Origin of the sequence: Lysinibacillus canaveralius, from assembly GCF_047301505.1 — a bacterium.
In the GTDB taxonomy this organism is placed as follows: domain Bacteria; phylum Bacillota; class Bacilli; order Bacillales_A; family Planococcaceae; genus Lysinibacillus_B.
Map to the genome: position 1 here is coordinate 2,509,762 of NZ_CP154840.1, position 18,816 is coordinate 2,528,577.

At 39.2% G+C, this 18,816-nt stretch carries 28 protein-coding genes; 1 reads left to right on the forward strand and 27 read right to left on the reverse strand.

Going from position 1 to position 18,816, the window contains the following annotated elements; all coding sequences use genetic code 11:
- The 23 genes from AA0Y26_RS12760 to AA0Y26_RS12870 form a co-directional block, all read right to left on the reverse strand.
- Positions 1 to 348, reverse strand: a complete 348-nt coding sequence (locus AA0Y26_RS12760; protein ID WP_413362213.1) for a hypothetical protein — start codon at positions 346 to 348, stop codon at positions 1 to 3.
- On the reverse strand, positions 345 to 1,385 hold the full coding sequence (locus tag AA0Y26_RS12765) for a baseplate J/gp47 family protein (protein ID WP_413362215.1): 1,041 nt from the start codon (positions 1,383 to 1,385) through the stop codon (positions 345 to 347). The genes AA0Y26_RS12760 and AA0Y26_RS12765 overlap by 4 nt, the downstream gene beginning before the upstream one ends.
- The gene (locus AA0Y26_RS12770; RefSeq protein WP_413362217.1) at positions 1,386 to 1,826 is read right to left on the reverse strand and encodes a DUF2634 domain-containing protein; all 441 of its coding nucleotides are present in this window, start codon (positions 1,824 to 1,826) and stop codon (positions 1,386 to 1,388) included. It lies immediately after the preceding gene.
- Entirely contained in the window at positions 1,826 to 2,188 is a 363-nt protein-coding gene (locus tag AA0Y26_RS12775) for a DUF2577 domain-containing protein (RefSeq protein ID WP_413362219.1), read from the reverse strand. The genes AA0Y26_RS12770 and AA0Y26_RS12775 overlap by 1 nt, the downstream gene beginning before the upstream one ends.
- Entirely contained in the window at positions 2,185 to 3,126 is a 942-nt protein-coding gene (locus AA0Y26_RS12780) for a hypothetical protein (RefSeq protein ID WP_413362221.1), read from the reverse strand. Before AA0Y26_RS12780 ends, AA0Y26_RS12775 begins: the two co-directional genes overlap by 4 nt.
- Positions 3,123 to 3,542: a hypothetical protein gene (locus AA0Y26_RS12785; RefSeq protein WP_413362223.1), complete on the reverse strand. Its 420-nt coding sequence runs from the start codon at positions 3,540 to 3,542 to the stop codon at positions 3,123 to 3,125. The genes AA0Y26_RS12780 and AA0Y26_RS12785 overlap by 4 nt, the downstream gene beginning before the upstream one ends.
- A gap of 13 nt (positions 3,543 to 3,555) precedes the next feature.
- Entirely contained in the window at positions 3,556 to 4,845 is a 1,290-nt protein-coding gene (locus AA0Y26_RS12790) for a hypothetical protein (protein ID WP_413362225.1), read from the reverse strand.
- 160 nt (positions 4,846 to 5,005) lie between these two features.
- The gene (locus AA0Y26_RS12795; protein ID WP_413362227.1) at positions 5,006 to 6,076 is read right to left on the reverse strand and encodes a GIY-YIG nuclease family protein; all 1,071 of its coding nucleotides are present in this window, start codon (positions 6,074 to 6,076) and stop codon (positions 5,006 to 5,008) included.
- Positions 6,077 to 6,207: 131 nt separating this feature from the next.
- Complete coding sequence (locus AA0Y26_RS12800; RefSeq protein WP_413362229.1) at positions 6,208 to 6,924, reverse strand: phage tail tape measure protein; 717 nt, start codon at positions 6,922 to 6,924, stop codon at positions 6,208 to 6,210.
- 199 nt (positions 6,925 to 7,123) lie between these two features.
- Positions 7,124 to 7,534: a phage tail assembly chaperone gene (locus tag AA0Y26_RS12805; protein WP_413362231.1), complete on the reverse strand. Its 411-nt coding sequence runs from the start codon at positions 7,532 to 7,534 to the stop codon at positions 7,124 to 7,126.
- Between the two features lie 55 nt (positions 7,535 to 7,589).
- Complete coding sequence (locus tag AA0Y26_RS12810; protein ID WP_413362233.1) at positions 7,590 to 8,039, reverse strand: phage tail tube protein; 450 nt, start codon at positions 8,037 to 8,039, stop codon at positions 7,590 to 7,592.
- 14 nt (positions 8,040 to 8,053) lie between these two features.
- Complete coding sequence (locus AA0Y26_RS12815) at positions 8,054 to 9,118, reverse strand: phage tail sheath C-terminal domain-containing protein (protein ID WP_413362235.1); 1,065 nt, start codon at positions 9,116 to 9,118, stop codon at positions 8,054 to 8,056.
- Positions 9,119 to 9,137: 19 nt separating this feature from the next.
- Positions 9,138 to 9,572 (reverse strand): DUF6838 family protein, encoded by a 435-nt coding sequence (locus AA0Y26_RS12820; RefSeq protein WP_413362237.1) that lies wholly within the window; start codon positions 9,570 to 9,572, stop codon positions 9,138 to 9,140.
- Complete coding sequence (locus AA0Y26_RS12825; RefSeq protein ID WP_413362239.1) at positions 9,569 to 9,982, reverse strand: HK97 gp10 family phage protein; 414 nt, start codon at positions 9,980 to 9,982, stop codon at positions 9,569 to 9,571. Before AA0Y26_RS12825 ends, AA0Y26_RS12820 begins: the two co-directional genes overlap by 4 nt.
- Positions 9,982 to 10,305: a phage head closure protein gene (locus AA0Y26_RS12830; RefSeq protein ID WP_413362241.1), complete on the reverse strand. Its 324-nt coding sequence runs from the start codon at positions 10,303 to 10,305 to the stop codon at positions 9,982 to 9,984. The genes AA0Y26_RS12825 and AA0Y26_RS12830 overlap by 1 nt, the downstream gene beginning before the upstream one ends.
- Positions 10,298 to 10,594, reverse strand: coding sequence for a head-tail connector protein (locus tag AA0Y26_RS12835; RefSeq protein WP_413362243.1), 297 nt, complete (start codon positions 10,592 to 10,594; stop codon positions 10,298 to 10,300). The genes AA0Y26_RS12830 and AA0Y26_RS12835 overlap by 8 nt, the downstream gene beginning before the upstream one ends.
- Positions 10,595 to 10,596: 2 nt before the next feature.
- Positions 10,597 to 10,872, reverse strand: coding sequence for a hypothetical protein (locus tag AA0Y26_RS12840; protein WP_413362245.1), 276 nt, complete (start codon positions 10,870 to 10,872; stop codon positions 10,597 to 10,599).
- A gap of 13 nt (positions 10,873 to 10,885) precedes the next feature.
- A complete protein-coding gene (locus AA0Y26_RS12845; RefSeq protein ID WP_413362247.1) occupies positions 10,886 to 12,061 on the reverse strand; it encodes a phage major capsid protein in 1,176 nt (391 codons plus the stop codon).
- Between the two features lie 11 nt (positions 12,062 to 12,072).
- Complete coding sequence (locus AA0Y26_RS12850) at positions 12,073 to 12,636, reverse strand: HK97 family phage prohead protease (protein ID WP_413362249.1); 564 nt, start codon at positions 12,634 to 12,636, stop codon at positions 12,073 to 12,075.
- On the reverse strand, positions 12,578 to 13,813 hold the full coding sequence (locus AA0Y26_RS12855) for a phage portal protein (RefSeq protein ID WP_413362251.1): 1,236 nt from the start codon (positions 13,811 to 13,813) through the stop codon (positions 12,578 to 12,580). The genes AA0Y26_RS12850 and AA0Y26_RS12855 overlap by 59 nt, the downstream gene beginning before the upstream one ends.
- A gap of 18 nt (positions 13,814 to 13,831) precedes the next feature.
- Entirely contained in the window at positions 13,832 to 15,487 is a 1,656-nt protein-coding gene (locus AA0Y26_RS12860; RefSeq protein WP_413362253.1) for a terminase large subunit, read from the reverse strand.
- A gap of 6 nt (positions 15,488 to 15,493) precedes the next feature.
- A complete protein-coding gene (locus tag AA0Y26_RS12865) occupies positions 15,494 to 15,904 on the reverse strand; it encodes a hypothetical protein (protein ID WP_413362255.1) in 411 nt (136 codons plus the stop codon).
- A gap of 90 nt (positions 15,905 to 15,994) precedes the next feature.
- Positions 15,995 to 16,198 (reverse strand): HNH endonuclease, encoded by a 204-nt coding sequence (locus tag AA0Y26_RS12870; RefSeq protein ID WP_413368192.1) that lies wholly within the window; start codon positions 16,196 to 16,198, stop codon positions 15,995 to 15,997.
- Between AA0Y26_RS12870 and AA0Y26_RS12875 the strand changes: the two genes are divergently transcribed.
- Positions 16,100 to 16,420 (forward strand): hypothetical protein, encoded by a 321-nt coding sequence (locus AA0Y26_RS12875; RefSeq protein ID WP_413368381.1) that lies wholly within the window; start codon positions 16,100 to 16,102, stop codon positions 16,418 to 16,420. The two genes, AA0Y26_RS12870 and AA0Y26_RS12875, sit on opposite strands and share 99 nt — an antisense overlap.
- Before the next feature lie 115 nt (positions 16,421 to 16,535).
- Here AA0Y26_RS12875 and AA0Y26_RS12880 read toward each other — a convergent pair whose 3' ends face one another.
- The 4 genes from AA0Y26_RS12880 to AA0Y26_RS12895 all read right to left on the reverse strand — a co-directional run bounded on the left by AA0Y26_RS12880 (position 16,536) and on the right by AA0Y26_RS12895 (position 18,781).
- The gene (locus AA0Y26_RS12880; protein WP_413362257.1) at positions 16,536 to 17,330 is read right to left on the reverse strand and encodes a hypothetical protein; all 795 of its coding nucleotides are present in this window, start codon (positions 17,328 to 17,330) and stop codon (positions 16,536 to 16,538) included.
- Between the two features lie 277 nt (positions 17,331 to 17,607).
- Complete coding sequence (locus AA0Y26_RS12885; RefSeq protein ID WP_413362258.1) at positions 17,608 to 18,147, reverse strand: tyrosine-type recombinase/integrase; 540 nt, start codon at positions 18,145 to 18,147, stop codon at positions 17,608 to 17,610.
- On the reverse strand, positions 18,144 to 18,587 hold the full coding sequence (locus AA0Y26_RS12890) for an ArpU family phage packaging/lysis transcriptional regulator (RefSeq protein ID WP_413362259.1): 444 nt from the start codon (positions 18,585 to 18,587) through the stop codon (positions 18,144 to 18,146). Before AA0Y26_RS12890 ends, AA0Y26_RS12885 begins: the two co-directional genes overlap by 4 nt.
- A 17-nt stretch (positions 18,588 to 18,604) precedes the next feature.
- Positions 18,605 to 18,781, reverse strand: a complete 177-nt coding sequence (locus AA0Y26_RS12895; protein WP_413362261.1) for a hypothetical protein — start codon at positions 18,779 to 18,781, stop codon at positions 18,605 to 18,607.
- Positions 18,782 to 18,816: the final 35 nt, after the last annotated feature.

The window sequence follows — 18,816 nt, forward strand, 5'->3', positions numbered from 1 at the left end:
CTACTTTAATCTGATAATCAAATAATTCTTTGGTATTTTATACTGACTTGAAATTTCAATAGATTTTACGAACTCTGCAGCTGATTTAAACAGCAAATTCCCACCGGTTGCTGCATCAAAAATAGCGATATGCGTTATATTGCCCCAGGCTTCATTTGCGATAGGAAATAACACGTCTGCCGTGTTGGACGTCTGCCCATTTGATGGCGTTACAAAGGTAGCTGCCTGCCGTGCATAACTGGCTTTATTGACTTCTGTTGTCTCGTTAAAAAGTGCAACATAGGCAGTCGACGCTATTAAATTTTCCCTAAGCACCTTATGCTTTAAATACTCACTCATGTGATTCATTCATTTACACCTCCCATAACAGCCACTTCATCCTCTGCTATTGCAATGTTTGCAGCAGTGCCATTGATGAATAAATTTTGATAATCTAGAGCGCCTTCACTTTCAATAATCATTGCGCCTATTTTTGCATAGCTCACAAAGGTAGATGTAAGGGCAATCTTTTTTAAATAGTCGCTTATATTGGCTTTGATATTCGTAATGACTTTTTCAACTAAATATCCTTCAGCTAAAATTAAATCTACTGTCAGATCTAGCACCAATGGTTTAGCAGCTTCAATAAGCAACTCCTCTACACCAAAAGGCATTTCTTCTTCAATATGAGTACGCACCTTTTCAACAAGATCTGTCGGTGCTGGCATCCCATTCTGGTCAATCAAAATAACGTGCATTGTTAATGGGCCGTTAAATCTAGGGAATACCTTGACGGCACCTACGCCAGGCACTTCTTTAGCCCATTCCTCATAATGATATTTATTGCCGGCCTTTCCTGGACGCTGGAGCTTATCAAAGTAACGCTGTCTTAATTCGTCGTCTGTTTCAGCTTCATAACCGTTTGCTGTTGGCTCTGGATTATAAACGTTCACTAGCCCTGGTATTGTTATTGGAAAACGGTTGATATGGTTAGCAGGAATATTGCCAGCCCTTCCAGGTAGTTCACTTTCTACAGCAACCACCATAGATCCACTTGCCCCAATCTTTTGATTTTCCAACGAGACAAAATTTAGAGAATCTGTAGCAACAGCATCCCCTACCTTCATTTCAGCTCCTTCAGCTCCCGAAATAATGACTTGTACGGTTGCTTTCGTGGCCGGTCTTCTTTTAATACCGGTACGTTGGTACACATATCTCGTAAGCTCATCGCCGGTTAGGTTGTAGATATCCAGTTTGCTTTGAACTTTAGCGATGCTTTCTTGTTGCTTATTAAACTCAATGGCTGCAGCACGTTCAACATCAAATACGAAGGAACCGTTTGAACGGTCTAATTCGCTACTTGTGTTCGCTAACATGCGACTATGGATTTCTTGTACTGTCTCCATCTAAAAATCCACCCCCATTTCAAACGCTCCCTCTGGCGTTAATACCGTAAAATAAATATGCAGATAACTGCTGTCTCTCTCGAATTTCCATTCGATTAAGTCCTCAATATAGGGGTTAGTTATAGCCGCCTCAGTGATTTCTCGCCTTAATTCAGCTTCAACAAAGCCTGGAGGCCATACGCCTCCTATTAGATCCTCAATAGTGACACAATACTCTACATCTTCGTAAATTTTAAACCGAAACTTTTCTGTTCGAAGGAGCTTTTCAATCCATATTTTTAGGGCTTCTAATCCTTCAACTTGAACCAATTTTCCATTTTCTAAAATGAAGTCCCCTTTTTTGAAGTCATATAAAAACGCCTTCCCGTTGTAGGTAGGCGCTGTATCCATTAATATAACTTCTTCCTCTTCTAGATACTCCTGTACGTTTTCAGGAAACATTATAATTCCACCGCCTTCTCGATCACGATGTACATTTGCTGATTACCAGCAGGTACTAACAGGACTAAATCATCTTTTTTTAATGTATCTGTCCACTTGATCTTTCCTTTGGCTTTGAAAGGCTGGTTTCCGTTTTCCAAAGTATCCATATCACCTTCTATTTCGAACTCGCGTTGATAGTCATTTAAAACGCTCGCCGAAAAGAATAAATGAGACCGATTAAGGACAATCCCCTCGTCAATCCCTATTTGAATTTCTGGAGGTGGCGCAAGTACTTTCCCGATTAAAAACCCTTCATATGTTGGAGCGCTTTGAGCACTCTTTTTAATAATACCCGCTAATTCCACTACTGCTTTTTTCATTCAACCACCCCTAATGAAAGATTCATTAAATGAATACCGTTAGAAATGGTGTGACTGGCGTTTTTAATGTAATAATCGCCTTGTAACCCTGTATACGGTTCTTCTATAGTGATTAACCTGCCTGCCCGTACTTCATAGTTACCCAACAAAGAAACAGATCCTTCTTCTTGAATCCGGTTTAACTCCTTCAATAAGTTTGCTGCAACTGTTTTCGCTGTCCCTTTCTCTTTATCATCAATGGTATGGGACTCCTGCAGCAAACCGTATTTTTTAATGCTGGCATCATCTTTAGCTGTTGCTAGTAACTTTGTTTTCTTTTCATCGCCTGACACAATTTCGATGCTATTCTTCATGTTTTCGATAGATCGACTACGTTTAGGGTTACTAATCCATTTCGTTTCTACTTTTACATGCCTATCTTTCCACATAAAAATAACTAAGGTATCCCCTTGCATTTCAAAGCGATATTTATTGCCTGTTTTCTCTTCAGCAATCGTTAAAATGTCTTTCAATACCTCACTTACAACAGTTGACTTATAAATCTTTTTGATTTTGGTAGGTATGGCCGTTACTGCGCATTTAATATTGAATTTTTTGCATAGTTCTTCAATAGCAGCAGTAGCTGAGACATTGTTAAATTGCATCGTTACACTACTTTTATTTAAGTAAAACGCTAAATCAAAACAAGTGTATTTACGTGGTTTTTCGCCGTCTGCATCTTCATCCACCACTACGCCGAAAAAGACGAGATCCGAATTGTACCGTAAGGTTACTTTGTTCCCTGGTTCAATAAAAGCCGTTGGAAAAAGCCCTCCGTCTTTATCGAAAGGCATTTCAAAGGAAAGGGATTGCCCTAATGTTTCGCTATCACTTGACCAGGATAAGTTACCTGCGATTCCTTCGATTGATTTTCCTTCTACGGATAATTTATATGTCACTGGCTATTCACCTGCTTTTCAACGAATTGAGACAGCTTTAAGGAATACGTCATGTCTCCTACACGGTCATAGCCAAAGGTAAAGTCATCAATGGCATAGAGTTCATTGTGAAAGGTATAGCCGTTCTTATTGATAATAAGGACTCGAATAGGCTTTCTCAGCCTCTTCCACTTCACAAAGAACTCTTTACATTCAGGGGCCAAAACACTTGATTTTGCAAAAGGATATTCTTTCATGGGAAACCATGAGGAAAAGGAAATGGATTTTAACCCTGGTTTCCCAATTAAATTGATATCCCCGCCGTCAATTGTGGTAAAAACCTCGTTATTGTGGGGAAAAGAAACGTCCAATTCCTCAGGTATAATAGGCAAATGAAGCGTTTCCTTGCGATTATCAGCAGAAAATATAATGTCCATTTCATTTGCTCCCTTACATATTGGCTAATGCCAATTTTAATTCTGAAACAATCTCTCCCGCTACCTCTGCGACCGTAACGCCTGCAGCACTGATATTCTGAATAATTACTTGAATAGTGCCAGTCCCATTGCAGTTATCCCCGCTCGTTGTAACGGCTATTGGAGAGGATTTACTGATTAACTTATCAATGTTGTTGATATTTCCGCCTGCCTGCCGTACTCTTTCCGCTTGTCTTGCTGGAATAATCATCTCATCCTTATGGATGTTAGCAAATTGGTCATGAGTGATCCGGTTCGACCCTACATCATAAGAAGCAGCAACTTGAGCTGTTCTGGAACTACTGGCATTATAGATTTTACCGTCCTGTGCCGGCATCTGTTTAACGTTGCCCCATTCCACTTTAGGGACAATAGGGATATTCACGCCAGGAATTTTATTAATTACTCCAATAAGCGCATTTAATTGGTCAATTACAAAATTGACACCTGCTGCCGCTCCTTTTTTGATAAGATTCCAGGCTTTTTCCCAACCAGCACTTACTTGATCCCAGTTTCTGTAGAGTAGGACACCTGCCGCAATTAATGCTGAAATTCCAATCACTACTAATCCTGCTGGATTTGCAGACATAGCCGCATTCATAGCCCATTGAGCAGCAGTACCAGTTGCCAAAGCTGAGCGATATGCTTTAATAAATCCGGTGACAGTAGAAACTATTGTTAATGTTGCCATTCCTACTTTGAAAGCCGCTACTGCAACTGTAACTCCGATTACCGTTTCTTTAATCGGCCCCCAATTATCCCGGATGGTATTACCCATTTCAAAGGCTTTCTCCACAACAGCTTCAATTTTCGGCACCATATTTTCAGCAGCTGTAGCCAAACCATCTAGAAACTCTTTTCCGATTGGACTATTGGCTGATTCAGCGATACTTACAGTCATATCACGCCATGCCGATTTAATACGGTTCGTAAACGAGTTTTCGACAGCTTCAGCGGCTGAAGCCGTTGCCCCCTCGAAGCCTTTCATAGCTTCTGCGCTACCGAGCATTGCATACATCGCATCTGCTTCGAGATCTTCAAATTTCGTTCCGAATAACCCTACCCCAATTTGATTGGCTGCAACTTGATCATCCATGCCTTGTAGTTCACTGACTACTGTTGAAGCCACATTGGCCACGGTACCTTTACCATTTAAAAAATCTTTCCATACTTTTTGGGTACCTTTCGACAATTCTCCCATTGCATCAGTGGTTGCTTTGGACCCGTCTTTTGATCTGATCTGGAATTCTTTCATTACATCCAATACATTCACGCAAATTCGCTACATTTGCGCCGTTCTTTTACGAACTGCTGTATGTTACCATACAGATTAGACTATATCTTCATGCAGGCATAAAAAAAGAGAGCCTGCATGCCCTCCGTTTCGAACGTCAATCGCTTACGCTCTACTCTACTCACTTCCATCATTTGATGTGTTTTCGATAGTCGTTGAAGCTTCTGTACTCATTCTCTAAATCTTTGAAAACACTAGCATCCGTCACGTCTTCTCGATAAAAAATATAACCTCTAACATAATTCCTTTTACCTTCTAAACATTTTTTCATTTCACTGTAATTAAATTTAGAGTTAATATTATTAGTCATATACTGTTTACATTCATACCAAGAATTAAACTTTAATAGTTCGCCAGTAGTAATATTTTTCGCGAAACTTGTGTAATTTTTAGCGTTCGGATGTGTTTCCTTTTGGTTCAAAGAGTCAAAAATGATAGGTGTTTTAATGTTATTATCATATTGATAACTAATCTCTTTAAAAATTTCCCCTGGAGTTTCGTTCTCGCGATAAAAGATGAACCCATTATGACTTCTAGCTTCTCCTCTCATTACTTTTAATGCTCCAGAACGGTTGATTTTGACTTTAAATTCTTTTTCTAAAAAGGTTCTTAATTCATAAAAAGAGTTTTTTTTGATAATCTCACCAGTATCTAGCTTTTTGGCGAATGTTATCTTTTTAACTGCGTTGGGGTGTTTTATTCCTGCAAACCTACCTTTATTTGCTTCACTAATTTTTCTTTTGCCTTCCAATGTTATTTTTACACCAACACGAGCATGTTCACCGTTCTTGAAAAGCTTATTTCGATAATTAGGGTTATTATTACCTTTCCAACGCCCTTCTTCTTCGCGTAGACTTTTCAATTTTGTGCGTAATTCCAAAGGAACAGTATGTCCAATACTACCTTCTCCGCCTCTAGTAGTATTGTATCCCGAGCTTCCTTCATCTCCAGCGAAAGTATTGTAGAAAGAAATTAATTCTTTTTCTCGTTTTATAGCTTCTTCATAACTTTCGACAACTTCTAAAAGCTCTGTGATAAAAACTGCTTCACCATATTTTCGAATTGCCTTACAAAGAAGCCTGTTTCCACCTCGACGTGCCTCTTTTATATGATTCTTAAACCTTTTTAAGTAACCCTCAGAGGTAAATCCAATATATCTTTTACCGTTATTCTTATTAGTAATCATATATAATTCAAACATTAAAACCCTCCTGTACAGCTTGCCTGCTGATTGCCCTTACTAAAATTATACATTGAAAATTCTTTTACTCCAATCTATATAGATAAGGGTGTTCCAGCAATTAAAAGGGTTTTATGTGAACCATGTAATAGTTAATTCACATAATCTAAATTGTATACGCCTGCCTGTGCCCCACGTTCTAAGATGCCAAAATACTGCTCTGCGCTATATCCCATTTCAGCAGCTAACGGCGCATACTCAGCCATGTTATCGAACATTTCATTAGAAAAATTCAATCCCCGCTGTCCACCAGCTGTAAACAGATCAAATGCTTTTGTAGAAGAAACGCCAAAGGCTTTCATCGTGTTATTGACGCCCCGCGTTACCTCGTTCACATCAGAATCAAAGGTATTAGCTAATAACATTGCGTTAGATGTTACATTCGCAATCTCGCCATTATCAATACTCTTCATATTTTGTTTTACCCTGGCTACAGCATTAGAGACTTCATCTAAATTTTCCCCATAACCGCGTGTAAAGGTTTCTTTTGCTGCGCCTTTAAGTGCATTTAAGTCTGCACCCATAGCTCCCGTTTGTGCCTGTAATTTTGAAAACGAACTATCCATTTCAACGGTTGCTTTTGCAACAGCACTCCCTAACGTTGCAATACCCGCAGCCCCTAAAGCTCTAGCAGCCGCACCGACGGCTTTAAAAGCGTTAGAGGCTGTATTCTTGAAACCTTCTACTTTATTTTGTACGGTCTGCATTTGCCGCCCGAAATCTCCAGCTTGGCTATTGGCTCTTCTTAATCCCTCAGAGAAATTTTCATCCCTGAATTTTAATACTGCCGATATAACGCGATTAGCCATTCATTTTCACCGCCTTCCTAGTATGGAATTACTGGCATGCAGTTTCCACTGTCGATGACTTTATTGCGTTTCGCCAATTCAATATCCAAGCTGGCAACCATAAACTGTTTAGTCCAAAAATCTATATTTATTAGATAGTCCATGGTGAACCCTTTTTGTATATAGTGATGATAAAAATACATTTCATCATCACTCTCGATTAGTTTTTTAGCTCTTTTACCACACTTACTGAACCTCTGGAGAAACCAGCTGCATCAAAGGCGAGGTTAGAAATATCAGTAATTTCACCTGGCGTGAATAGTTTCCCTACAATATCCATCGGTTCAGCACATTCATAAGCTTTTTGAAGCTCAGAATCTTTTAAATTAGGCTCACGCATTACGGTGTATACAATATACTCATCCGCCTTTTTTGCTTGTTCTTCGTCCTTTGTCATATCAATAGTGTCCATGCATACATCTTTACTTGGTACTTCAATAACGATATCTGAGGACAACCGATCTACATGTAACGTTTTTAATTCCCCTCCATCCTTCCGCTCGTACTTCACTTTGTTTTGAATAAGCTCTTTTAGACTTAATACTTTCCGTTCTTTTAATTGTTCTGTCATGTGTATCCCTCCAAAGTTTAATAGAAAAAGGTGCGAAATTTCGCACCTTTAATTTTTAGGCTGCCATTCCTTCTGCAGCGATAATCGATTCAAGAATATCAAAATCAGTAAACTCAAATGGCAATTCCTCTTGTAAAAGAGTCCGTTGCTCCATTTTTGCCAGTAAGAACTCATTGAACGTTACTCCAGAAACTGTAGTGCGTTCGGTTCCATAGGAAGCCGGATCAGACAGTTTTGTAGTAACTGTTACCTCAGGCATAATACCCGTTTTAACTGCTTTCGCCAGTAGACTAGTACCTCGACTGTATACCTTCTTGGTTACAATAGAACCTTCACCAACCCACCCCATGAACTTACGGTGCTTCCCTGTGTCTTCGGAGAAGTAAACATCTTCGTACTCTAATGTCACCTTTAATTCTATTGATTCTAAGTCCAGCCATTTCTCCCCATTCACCCAAACGGCTCCATGAGTACCGTTGATGACGCGATTCGCCTTTTTAGACAATTACTTTTCCTCCTTTATGCTGCAAAGATGCTGAATTTCAAGTCTTCCATAGCATCTACAATTTTCACCTGTCCACCTAAAAATACAGACGACCCGAAGGACATCTCACGCACTTTTAAATCGGTCCATTCACTTGTGTCTGTCCCAATACTTTCCCAGGCAAGGCGTTGTGCTTCAGCATCAATGAAAGAGATATTATCAAACGACGGGTCTAAAACTTGGTCCACTGCCAAGAGCTTAAAATAAGCATTAACAGCGATAACAAATAAAATTTGATTATCATAAATGTTGCTGATTTTCCCTACATACTCATCATTGAAAGTCGTGCGTATATCATCAATGATCATATCCATAACCTCAACAATCTTGATTTTCTGCCAGTCCTTTTTCTTGTCGACTGTCAAAGTTGTCAGGCTATTTACCCCGCGTCCGATTTTTATCTTTTCACCGTCATTAATCAGGATCAACTCACCATTATCGATGTCGGCGTCCGGATCATCGTGTTCGATAATTGATTCGACCTCAGGCAGCTCGTAATACGTAGAAGAACGAGTAAACGGCAGCCCAGCCAAAATACCGGCAATTCGGCCAGTGTACTCCTGGGCACTATAAGTACGCTCCTTTACTACAATGCCTTCTGTTGTAAAGTTGATGATTCCTTCAGCGTCTGCCTTCTGATGAGCGACTACGCCTTTGTATGTTTTCTTATCTTTATTGCGTTTAGATTTAATCCAGCTCATAAATGCTTCTGCTTCACTTTCAATGGCAGCTGGCATGGCCGCATAATTAAACTTGATGCTGCCCAATTTTTTTAATGCATCTGCAATTGACGTTTCATTCCCTATGCGAAGCACTTCAATTTTCGCCGGAGTACCTAATAACGTTTTGCTGATATAATCGGCATTGCTTTCGGTCCAATCCTTCAACACAAGATGCTCTATTGATTTAATTGTCGTAATGGTACTGACATAGTTGGCCGTTTCATCACGCAAAATAAGCGCTACGATTCCCATAGCGCTTCGTTTCACAGCCGATACTGCCTTTGATTTAAATACAATTTCTATTTGGGGAAGCCCCATGCTTTTCAACTCACTTTCTTTAAAAATTTATCGTTAAATCTTTTGCTGATTGAGCATCTTTTTCAGGATCATTGATTTCGTTAAATTGCTCAAATAACATAGTAAATTGATGTACTAATACTCCATCTACAACATCAGAGACAGGTTCGTTCACATGCAGTACTCGATCTGCTACAACTATATGGCTCCCGATAACTGCAGGAAGTTGAAATTGCATATCCAACAAATCCACAGATGCATCGTTATTATGCAATTCAGGAAAGTAGTATATAAATATATCGAATCCAATCTCGATTTGCGACCCCAAGCTCTCTATTTTTACGTCTTCAAAATGCACACTCATCGATGGCCGCTGAAACCCTTTTTCAATATCCTGCGAAATGACCGGCGCTTTCGGAAAGTGCTTTTCCAAAAGTGTATTAATCGCTATTTTTACATCTATAGGCGTAATCATAGTTTGTTTTCCCTCAACATCTGATCTAACCATTGCGAGAACATATCATCCACCATACCGCTACTCTCGAATTCTTGCATCCCCTTTTTCAATGGATATTTCCCTCGGACGAAACCAACTTCGCGACCGTCTTTTGTTACCTGCCGGTGTCCTTCTTCAAGCAAATGTGCATGAGGAGCTGAGTTATAAATCCGAACAACGATTTCTCCATTGTTCGTGAATACTTTTCCTCGTTTCCACTTTTTATGGTACAAACCAGTATCTTTTTTGATTAATTGCCTGGACTTTTTAGCCACATGGGTACGGGCCTTGCTACCGATCTTCCGCATAATTTTCGGCATTTGCTTTGGCAGTTTACGTGAAGTCTTCATCAAGTCACGCTGAAATTCAGTAAGACCGTGTATTTCCACTATCCAAGCACCTCCTCAACAAAGATTTCTAGCGTTTCATTGGCGAAATAGGGATTTAAAATGTACTTGATTGAAAATCGGTGATTCTTATACCAGATCTCCATTTCCTTTGTGATATCCTTACCAGCGCTATAACGCACAATGATTTTGTGTGTAACATTGGTCAAAATCGTATCTGCTTGTTGGCGCTGAAGAGAACCGGTCTGTGGGATAATGGCTGCCCAAATGGATTTTAGTTTGCCGAAAGTAAATGTCTTTTCATTCAGTTTATTACGAGCCTCCTTATTTCCATGTACTTCAATACGATGCCTGTAATCATTCATTTGCATCATCCTTATAGGAAGTAAGTAGAGAGATATGGACCAGCATATTGTCAAATGACTTCGCAAATTTATCACGGTTGTCGTCATAGCCGAAATGAGCTTTGCAATACAAGATACATGCCTTCCGTGTCAATGGATCTGCATCAATTATTTTTAACGGACTCACTCCGGCTTCAGCAATTAGTTTTTTCGCTGTCTGAATTAGATCCCCTAACTCATCATCATGGTCCTCCTCATCAATCCGCATGGCATGCTTTACTTTATCAAGAAGGCTTATTTCCTCCAGCATAATTATTCACTCGCTTTCTTGGCCTTTTCAGCAGCTTCGATAGCAGCAGTCAATTCAACCTGGTCCATTTTTGTATAGCCTTTAATTTTCAGTCTCTTCGCTTCAGCAATTAAAGCTTCATCGATTTTTTGTTTAGTAGGTGGGCCCTTTAGATAACCTTCTTGGATTAAATAAGAAACACGCTCACTATCTTCTGAAGTGAACGTGCTCCCAGTGTTATAACCTTTTCCGCTGATTTTATCGATGAAGGAGTTAACTACTCGATAATTATCCATCATGCTACCCCCTTAATTAAACTGTAGCTGCTTTCTTAAGTACAACTAATGAGCCCTTATCAATGACTTTACCATCTGCGATTAAGATTGCCTTTGTAACAAGATCATCTGTCTCATTGTCCTCGTATTTTTTTACAGTCATTGCGTAGTTAGTATTTAATACGTAGTCTGCAAAGTTAAATAGGATGGCGAAAACAGAACCGGTTGCTGCTGTAGTAAAGGAATCAAGATAATTGCAAAGTACAACTCGTCGGCCAAGTAAAGAGCGTTCCGGTTGACCGCCGATGCCATAAGAAACACGGGCAATTGGCTGACCGTTTTCATCCACCATGCCTTGATACTTCATAAAGGTTTTCTTTGTCATGAGATATACGGCACCGTTTTCATATTCCAGTGGCAATGCTGCCTCAGCATCAATTAAAGATCCATAGTTCAGCTCAGCAATATTTAAAGTCTGGCCTTCGTTAGGCGTTTCTGTCAAAATGCCTTTTGGTTTTTTGTCTCCATCACCAGAAACAATTGACTGTTCAAGTGCGATTGTCATTGCCTCCACGATGTTATTAATTAAAGTAGCCTCAAACACCGTTAATGCAGTCACTTCAGTTTCCAATGTGACTGCTACGGCACATCGTAATTTATGATAGGCAAATGTGACGCCGCCTGTGACTGTCTTCTTTTGTTTAGTAGATGAATTGCCTTCCCCTACCCATGTGGCCGTTGGTTTTACTGTAGATACTGGAACGGTAATACCGCCTTTGATAGATGTACGGGTCACTAAAGGAAGAATCATTCCTGCAGCTTCTAGCTTTTCAACGATGCGATTTAAAACCGTCTGTGGAATCATTGGCCCAACATCTGTTGTTTTAGATACTTCACGCAATTCGGTAGGGATTTCTTCCCCGCGAAGCACATAATTCATAAATGCTTTCCGGTATTCTGTTTCGACCTGTTCTTCTGAACGAGTTTCTTTCTGGTCATCAGTATTGAAAGTTACTAGAGTACGGGTTTCTGTTCCTTCGTTACTGTTAATTTGATTCGCTTCACCTAGCAAGCGTTCACGGCGTTCGATAGCGTCTAATTTGTCGTTAATATCGCGAAGCTCCATTTCGAGCTCATCCAAATTCACTTCCTCATTACCTGATAAAAGATTTCGAATTTCAATTTTACGGTTGATTAATTGTTCTTTATTCATTCCAATTCACCTCATAAATAAGTTTGTAATAACAGTCTTTTTCTTCTTTCATCCTGCTTTTCATGTGTTTCCAGCTCTCGGACCGACACAGTCGTATCTGGATAAGCCGGGAATCCTACTGGACTAATTTCAAACAGCTCTGCTTTCGAAATAATACGCTCCGGCCCTTCCTTCGCCCGCCTATTCCAATGCTGCTCAATTGCCTTGAAACCAAATGAAACACCATCAATATCACCGCGCTGAATGCTCTCAAATGTATCGTTCCCTAATGTATTATTGGGAAGGTCCAATTCAAAACGTAATCCAACTTCATCTTCTTCGAGTCGTAACGTACCGTTTTTCATACGCCCCAAAACTTTGGAAGTGTCATGCGACCATAGCGCCCGTATATCCTTACTTTTCAAAGCATCAGCAAAGGCCCCTCTCTGAAATACTTCAAAGAATCGATTAGCTATTTTATGAGAACGCAGCCCCCATTTCACCGCATATCCTGAAACCGTTCGTTTTCCTTCCTCATTATTCCGAATCTCCACTACTGTCTGGGTCGTCATGGAGTTCCGTTTTTCCGTTTCCATCCTCATCACCTCCTTTGTTATTCGGATTTGAAACAGCTGCCGTATCCAGTCTCCGTATCGGTTCATTTCCTCCATCTAATGGAGGAAGATTCATAACTTCCCGCCATTCATTTGGTGTTAAGGCTCCACGATCAACCATTTGAACAAGATTCATCTTCGTAGACATGGAAGCATATTGAAGGGAAGCAGTTTTATAAATGACTTCGTTTCCTTTACGCCGCTCCCATTCCGTAAAGAGCTTGTACGCGAGTTCATTAGCCATTTGCAGAGCGAAAGGTTCTACGTTCGCCTCATAAAATGCATTCCATTGATCTTCCGTATACTTCGACTGCACTATGTCGTCATTGGTATTAAAAAACGAGTACACACGTTGAATCGTGTTACTCGCTTGTTTATCGTCCGGCACATAAGCCTGATTATTTACTTGCTGTAAATCATACTTTCCATCTGCTGCAGCAGCGCCGCCAGCTTTATCAATCGATAAATAGTTTTCAGTAAAGTCATCCACGGCTTTCTTCATATCTTCCGAACGAAGAACCTGTGTGAATTTCATAATCCACTTTACAATGGAGCTATTCTTAATGGCCTTCACTATGCCTTGATCACTTGTATAAATAATATCCATCAATGATGTAAGAGCTTCTCCTGGTGGATCACCAAAGAAATCATCATTATTAAAGTCACGCCGTAAATGAATGATATCATCATAAGGGATCGTCATAATTTTTCCGTTATTAAAATTAAACTTTAGAAAAATATCTCCCAGCGCCCCTTCTTTCACTTCTATGGATGAAGCCGGTAATGGGTATATCGCTGTTGGCTGCGCCAAATCATCACGGACAATGTAAGCAAAGGCATTATTGTTTAGCCTCAACTGTATCGCCATTTTCTCTTGAAACACCTGGGCGTTCATTAACGGGTTGGGCCGCTTCAATAATTGTTTGATATTTTCATTCGGATTTACCTTCAACCCCCGCGAATTGTTAATGACATGTTCTGCAGTTAGCTTGCCGATTGCAGTAATTTCAGGACGAATAGCTGAACGGATGATGTCCGATTTAAACAGGTTACCATTCCAATTGTAAAAGCCGCCCCCACTATCGTTAATTAATTCAAAACGTGTAGTCGTCTTTTGATTTGCCGCTTTACTGCCGAATATCTTTTCAAATAAGCCCATTTTTTCAGCCTCACCTCCCTAGACCATATTTAAGTAATCATTTTTCCGATCTAAATAAACGGTATAAGCATTTAACAGCGCGATTGTTCCGTCAATACGTTTCCGACTATCCCGTGTTTTTACTGGAGTAATGTTACCGTTTGAATCTACCTTGATTTCAGTGTTGGCCAGGCACATTTTAAGAAGCTGGTTATTGTTGTAGTTCACACTATGATTGGTCAGATCTGCCTCCAGCTCCTTCATTGGTGTCGATAAAGTCACGGCACCTTGACGGACTTTAATCATGCTGTTCGGGCCAAAATACGATTTGAATTCTTCTAGTGTCGAATCATCTACATGCCAAGGATCGTAGCCAATCCACGGAATATAAATTTCATAATCCTCCCGCAGCTCTACAAACCATTTCAAAACATCACGCATATCGATTTTATAGTCACCGCTTGGACGTAAGATGCCCAGCCGTTCGAACTTGTCATAAGGAATATTATCCTCTTGTGCCCTTTGCATAATAAGCTTTTCAGGTAGCCAGAACATACACTCAAAATACAGCTCATTATCCTGAGGGTTCCTTAAGAGCACACCTGCAGCTGTTAAATCGGTTGTTTCTGATTTATCAAAGCCACCAATGCCATAGGTAAACCCTTTTTCCGCAAACTTAAATGTTGATGGGTTATCCAGCTGCTCCCAACGTAGCCAAGCTGTAGAGGCATTTTCTTTCATATTGAAATCTTTCACTAACACAGTTGGCTTAAAGGAAGCATCAACTTTTGCCTTATCAACAAATGCTCTCAGTTCTTCTACCTTTTTAATTGTACCTAATCCCGGATTCGCTTTTATCCAACAGCTCTCATCAAGCCACTCATCCCGATGATCTAACTCATAAATGAATGCAAGGAAACGATCATCTTTAATTTTTCCACCCAGTACACTACATGCGTATTCATACTGCGAATCATAAATCGACTCACGCACAAAACCATTTGTACTAATAGAAGAAACTAATGCTTGATCCCGTGATGAAGTTGATTGCTTCATCACATCGTAAATATTACGATCCTTAATAGCTGCCAACTCATCCACAGTAACAAAATGACTGTTTAAACCATCCAAGCTGTTTGAATCGGACGCAAGGGGCTGAATCGTTGAGAATGTGGGTGCAAAATACAAGTCTGTTTTGCGCTTCTTAATATGCTTTGATAAATCTGGACTTTGCGCCACCATTTTATAGCACTCACTAAACCCCTTCTTCGCCTGGTCTAACTTGGTGGCAATGAAGTAAACCTCTGCCGAACCTTCTCCATCACCTACTTGCATGAAAAGAGAAATAGCTGCATTCTCTGTCGTCTTTCCATTTTTACGGCCACGAATATCTACAACCTCACGATACTGGCGCAAACGCGTTTCTTTATGAACAAAACCGAATAATGCCTGTAACTTTGCCTTCTGGAATAAGTCGAGGATAAGAGGCTGCCCCATACTTTTCCCTTGTGCCTGCCTACAAAGTGTTTCAATAAATTCAATTGGCTTTGTCGCAAGCTCAATATCAAATTCATACGGCTCAATTGGATCTTGTAGCTGCTCATACAATTTTTGATATTGCTGCTTTAATCGGCGACAAGCATTAATCTCACCCGACATAATTTTCTCGTAGTATTCAATAATGTAATTATTCATAGCTCATTATCCACCATGCTTTGCCAAAAACTTTTGGACCCCATCCATTTCACCTGTTACTTTCAAATTCTGTTCCGGCTTTGGATACATATCGAGCAACTGCTTATAAATGCCTGTATATGTTTTAGCAGAATCGAGATAGTTCTTGAAATAGGGGCTCGTTCGTAAAATCGAATAATCTCCCTGTTGCATTTCCTCAACCGAACCATACAACTTCACATGCTCTCTCAAGTCATTCATCTCGACAATTAAAAAAGCCAGCTCATCGATAAGGCGAAGTGCAACTTCCCTCTGATGACCGGCTAAATCAGAAAATATTTTTTTCAATTTGGTTATCTCTTTTTTAATGGCTTTTGTTTTTAGAATAATTTCCGTTTCCTGCTCCTGAAGCTCATTTTTTAAAACTTGTCCTGTCATGTTAAAACCTCCTAGTTTTTTTGATGGGTGGGGGTCATAAGCCGACTTGAACGGAGGAAATTTAAGGTTGGCAATCGGTCTTCAACCTTTTTAAAATATTTTTTTTGAAGGGGGGCTATAGACCAGCTCACCAAACTCATTGAACTGAAGACCTTCTCTTAATACTTCCTTTGGCTCTCCAAATGTTTTCTTATTATGACACTCCAAGCAAAGGTACTGCAGGTTGTCATGATTCAAAGTTATCATCGGATCGTTTATATTATAGATGCTAATCTCCTCGATGTGATCGACGATATAACCGGGATTGTAATTGCAATGCTCACACAATCCATCTGGCACCATCATGATATATGCAGCTCTACACTTCTTCCAGGCTTTGCTGTTGTAGAACTTCTTGGCAGCTGCTGTATGCTCTCTCACCACGCACTACCTTTCTATTCAAATGAAAAGAAGCCACACACTTGTGCAGCTTCTTTGACAATTTATGTACTCGTCATATTTCAAGGGAATGAGTAAAACGGTACACTATTAGATTAACATTTTCTTTTAGGAAATGAGTTCACAGGTCGTTCGTTTTTAGTTCGCGTAAAGTTCACTATTCTTATAACTTTATTTTAAATAAAAGACGGAGTTATATTGTTTCACTACGTTTTTTTTCCGGAATTACACCTATAATTAATTCCTTTAAATATGCTAAAGTTGCTCCTACAAATACCAGCATGTAAATATAGCTATCACTTTCTAAATAAGCATTGAAATAAGTTTCCCCTTCTTTAGGTTGTAGAGGAAAAGCAGCTAAACCCGCCGCATCAGCGATTACCAATATTGTGGTAATAGTTGCAATAATACTGAACCATTTCTCACAATTATAAAAACCCCTTAATTCTTTTTCTTTCTCTTTCAAAACCTCATAATTAATCTTAATACCGACTATCTTTATTAAATAGCAAAAGAATTTATCTAGCTTTTCACTAGCTTTAACTATTACCAGATCTAAAATCGCTAAGACAGTAAGAATAAATACTACATTAAAGAAAAAAGTGCTGTCTTGTATAGGTTTATTTGCATAATATACCGAAAGAATTATCAAAGAAAACAAGAAATATGGAAATACTTGCAGTATAGTCCCAAATAAATTCATTGAGATATAGAAAATCATTTTTATATTTTTATTGTAGCCTTCTGTTAATAGAAAAATTTTGGGGGTCAGTAAAAAAAACCAAGCTATCAAATACAGAAAAGTACCCATTACAATATTTTCTATATAAAAATTTTTTAGCGAGCTTAAAACTTCTTCTATACTATTTAGCTTTTGGGGACCTAGAATTAAACACCCAGTAGCTATGATTAGAACAAAGAAGTTAAATGTTATGGAAAAAAAGGCGATTTTTTTCATTGTTTTATCTTTGTTATTTTCATTAACCATATTTATTCCTCCTATCAGGTAAATTTCCCATTAAAACTCAGTGAAATAACTTATGTAATATATTTCGTCATAATTTTTTTAACTTTTACATAAAGTGTCTTTTCCTATGTATTGTCCTGTTCATACCCCCTCCCTAAACCCTTTCCAGCAATGCATTTGTCGCCCTTCTCCAAAACGAACGTGACAAACTCTAAAAAAGACCTGTTCATTTAAAATAACCGTCTCTATGCTTAAAAGAAGGCACAAAAAAACTACACCGATATAATTATCAGTGTAGTTACCAGTCAATCTTGCTTTGTTGCTTATCCAGCTCCTCTTGCTCGATGCCTAAATAGATCATTGTTTCTCTTTGGCTCGTATGGTTTAGAGCTGTCATGATGGTTGCAACGTTATTGAATTTTTTATAATGCTGATAGCCATATGTTTTACGCAGCGTATGCGTACCTATTTGTTCAAGTCCGAAATCATCTGCAAGCTCCCTCAATATTTCGTATGTTCTTTTTCGGGAAATCGGTTGGTTAATCCCGTTACGGGACTTAAACAGATACTCTTCTTTTGGTTTGTCCTGGATATATTCACGCATGGCTCTTTTCAGTTCCTTCGTCATGCGTACTTGCCTGTACTTTCCGGTCTTTTCTTCAAAAAGCCGAATGTCCCAGCCTTTCACATGCTTTACCTGGAGCTTTAAAATATCGCTAATACGAAAACCGCAGTGGATACCTGTTAAAAACATTAAATGATTGCGCTTGTTTGTATCAATTAAATAACGCTTAATTCTTACAATCAGCTCACGATCTCGAATTGGCTCTACCTTCATTGATGCACCTCATTTTTTTGCTTGTGGTAAACCTCAATTTTCAATGCAAAAGCAAGACGCAACATTGCTTGCCATTTCTTTTTATAATAAGTAGTCTTGCCGATATTTAAATCGGTCCAAATATCAATATCATAATCCGTCTCCATTTGTAGATAGCGACGAATTATTATCTGGCGCTCATCATTTTTTAAAGAAGCCACTGCTCGGTGAATCCAGTTAAAATATCTGTCGCGTTCCAATTCAAATTCTATACGCTCAATAGCAGCATTTTCGGTCTTGCTGTTAAATTGATTTGAGCTACTAGGTACTAATGAATACGCTGGTGTAATACTTGGAAGATTATCAGTAGGCAATGTCACTAAATACACCCGATACTTTTCAAGCTTTTCCTCTAATGAAGCCTTTGTTAACTTCTCATCCACTCGTTGAATTAATCTCATTCCCTATTCCTCCTTGATTACTTTCTTCTTAAAGCACCATTGACGCGTCTATAAATCTGTCTATTGAGGCCCATTAATTCCTCAATCTCCTTTCTGCTCAAAAACTCTTTACCTTTTGAAGGCTCAGTGCATTTTGTAATAGCTGTTTTCCTGTGTAAGCCATGACGGCCTATTTCAGATTGAATTGTACGCATTCTTCTCACCCCTTTCGTGTCAATTTGTCATACCT

Coding starts and splice junctions, on each gene's coding strand:
- AA0Y26_RS12760 (WP_413362213.1), bottom strand. CDS start 348: ATGAATCACATGAGTGAGTATTTAAAGCATAAGGTGCTTAGGGAAAAT.
- AA0Y26_RS12765 (WP_413362215.1), bottom strand. CDS start 1,385: ATGGAGACAGTACAAGAAATCCATAGTCGCATGTTAGCGAACACAAGT.
- AA0Y26_RS12770 (WP_413362217.1), bottom strand. CDS start 1,826: ATGTTTCCTGAAAACGTACAGGAGTATCTAGAAGAGGAAGAAGTTATA.
- AA0Y26_RS12775 (WP_413362219.1), bottom strand. CDS start 2,188: ATGAAAAAAGCAGTAGTGGAATTAGCGGGTATTATTAAAAAGAGTGCT.
- AA0Y26_RS12785 (WP_413362223.1), bottom strand. CDS start 3,542: ATGGACATTATATTTTCTGCTGATAATCGCAAGGAAACGCTTCATTTG.
- AA0Y26_RS12795 (WP_413362227.1), bottom strand. CDS start 6,076: ATGTTTGAATTATATATGATTACTAATAAGAATAACGGTAAAAGATAT.
- AA0Y26_RS12800 (WP_413362229.1), bottom strand. CDS start 6,924: ATGGCTAATCGCGTTATATCGGCAGTATTAAAATTCAGGGATGAAAAT.
- AA0Y26_RS12805 (WP_413362231.1), bottom strand. CDS start 7,534: ATGACAGAACAATTAAAAGAACGGAAAGTATTAAGTCTAAAAGAGCTT.
- AA0Y26_RS12815 (WP_413362235.1), bottom strand. CDS start 9,118: ATGGGGCTTCCCCAAATAGAAATTGTATTTAAATCAAAGGCAGTATCG.
- AA0Y26_RS12820 (WP_413362237.1), bottom strand. CDS start 9,572: ATGATTACGCCTATAGATGTAAAAATAGCGATTAATACACTTTTGGAA.
- AA0Y26_RS12830 (WP_413362241.1), bottom strand. CDS start 10,305: ATGAATGATTACAGGCATCGTATTGAAGTACATGGAAATAAGGAGGCT.
- AA0Y26_RS12835 (WP_413362243.1), bottom strand. CDS start 10,594: ATGCTGGAGGAAATAAGCCTTCTTGATAAAGTAAAGCATGCCATGCGG.
- AA0Y26_RS12840 (WP_413362245.1), bottom strand. CDS start 10,872: ATGATGGATAATTATCGAGTAGTTAACTCCTTCATCGATAAAATCAGC.
- AA0Y26_RS12845 (WP_413362247.1), bottom strand. CDS start 12,061: ATGAATAAAGAACAATTAATCAACCGTAAAATTGAAATTCGAAATCTT.
- AA0Y26_RS12850 (WP_413362249.1), bottom strand. CDS start 12,636: ATGGAAACGGAAAAACGGAACTCCATGACGACCCAGACAGTAGTGGAG.
- AA0Y26_RS12855 (WP_413362251.1), bottom strand. CDS start 13,813: ATGGGCTTATTTGAAAAGATATTCGGCAGTAAAGCGGCAAATCAAAAG.
- AA0Y26_RS12860 (WP_413362253.1), bottom strand. CDS start 15,487: ATGAATAATTACATTATTGAATACTACGAGAAAATTATGTCGGGTGAG.
- AA0Y26_RS12865 (WP_413362255.1), bottom strand. CDS start 15,904: ATGACAGGACAAGTTTTAAAAAATGAGCTTCAGGAGCAGGAAACGGAA.
- AA0Y26_RS12875 (WP_413368381.1), top strand. CDS start 16,100: ATGACACTCCAAGCAAAGGTACTGCAGGTTGTCATGATTCAAAGTTAT.
- AA0Y26_RS12880 (WP_413362257.1), bottom strand. CDS start 17,330: ATGGTTAATGAAAATAACAAAGATAAAACAATGAAAAAAATCGCCTTT.
- AA0Y26_RS12885 (WP_413362258.1), bottom strand. CDS start 18,147: ATGAAGGTAGAGCCAATTCGAGATCGTGAGCTGATTGTAAGAATTAAG.
- AA0Y26_RS12890 (WP_413362259.1), bottom strand. CDS start 18,587: ATGAGATTAATTCAACGAGTGGATGAGAAGTTAACAAAGGCTTCATTA.
- AA0Y26_RS12895 (WP_413362261.1), bottom strand. CDS start 18,781: ATGCGTACAATTCAATCTGAAATAGGCCGTCATGGCTTACACAGGAAA.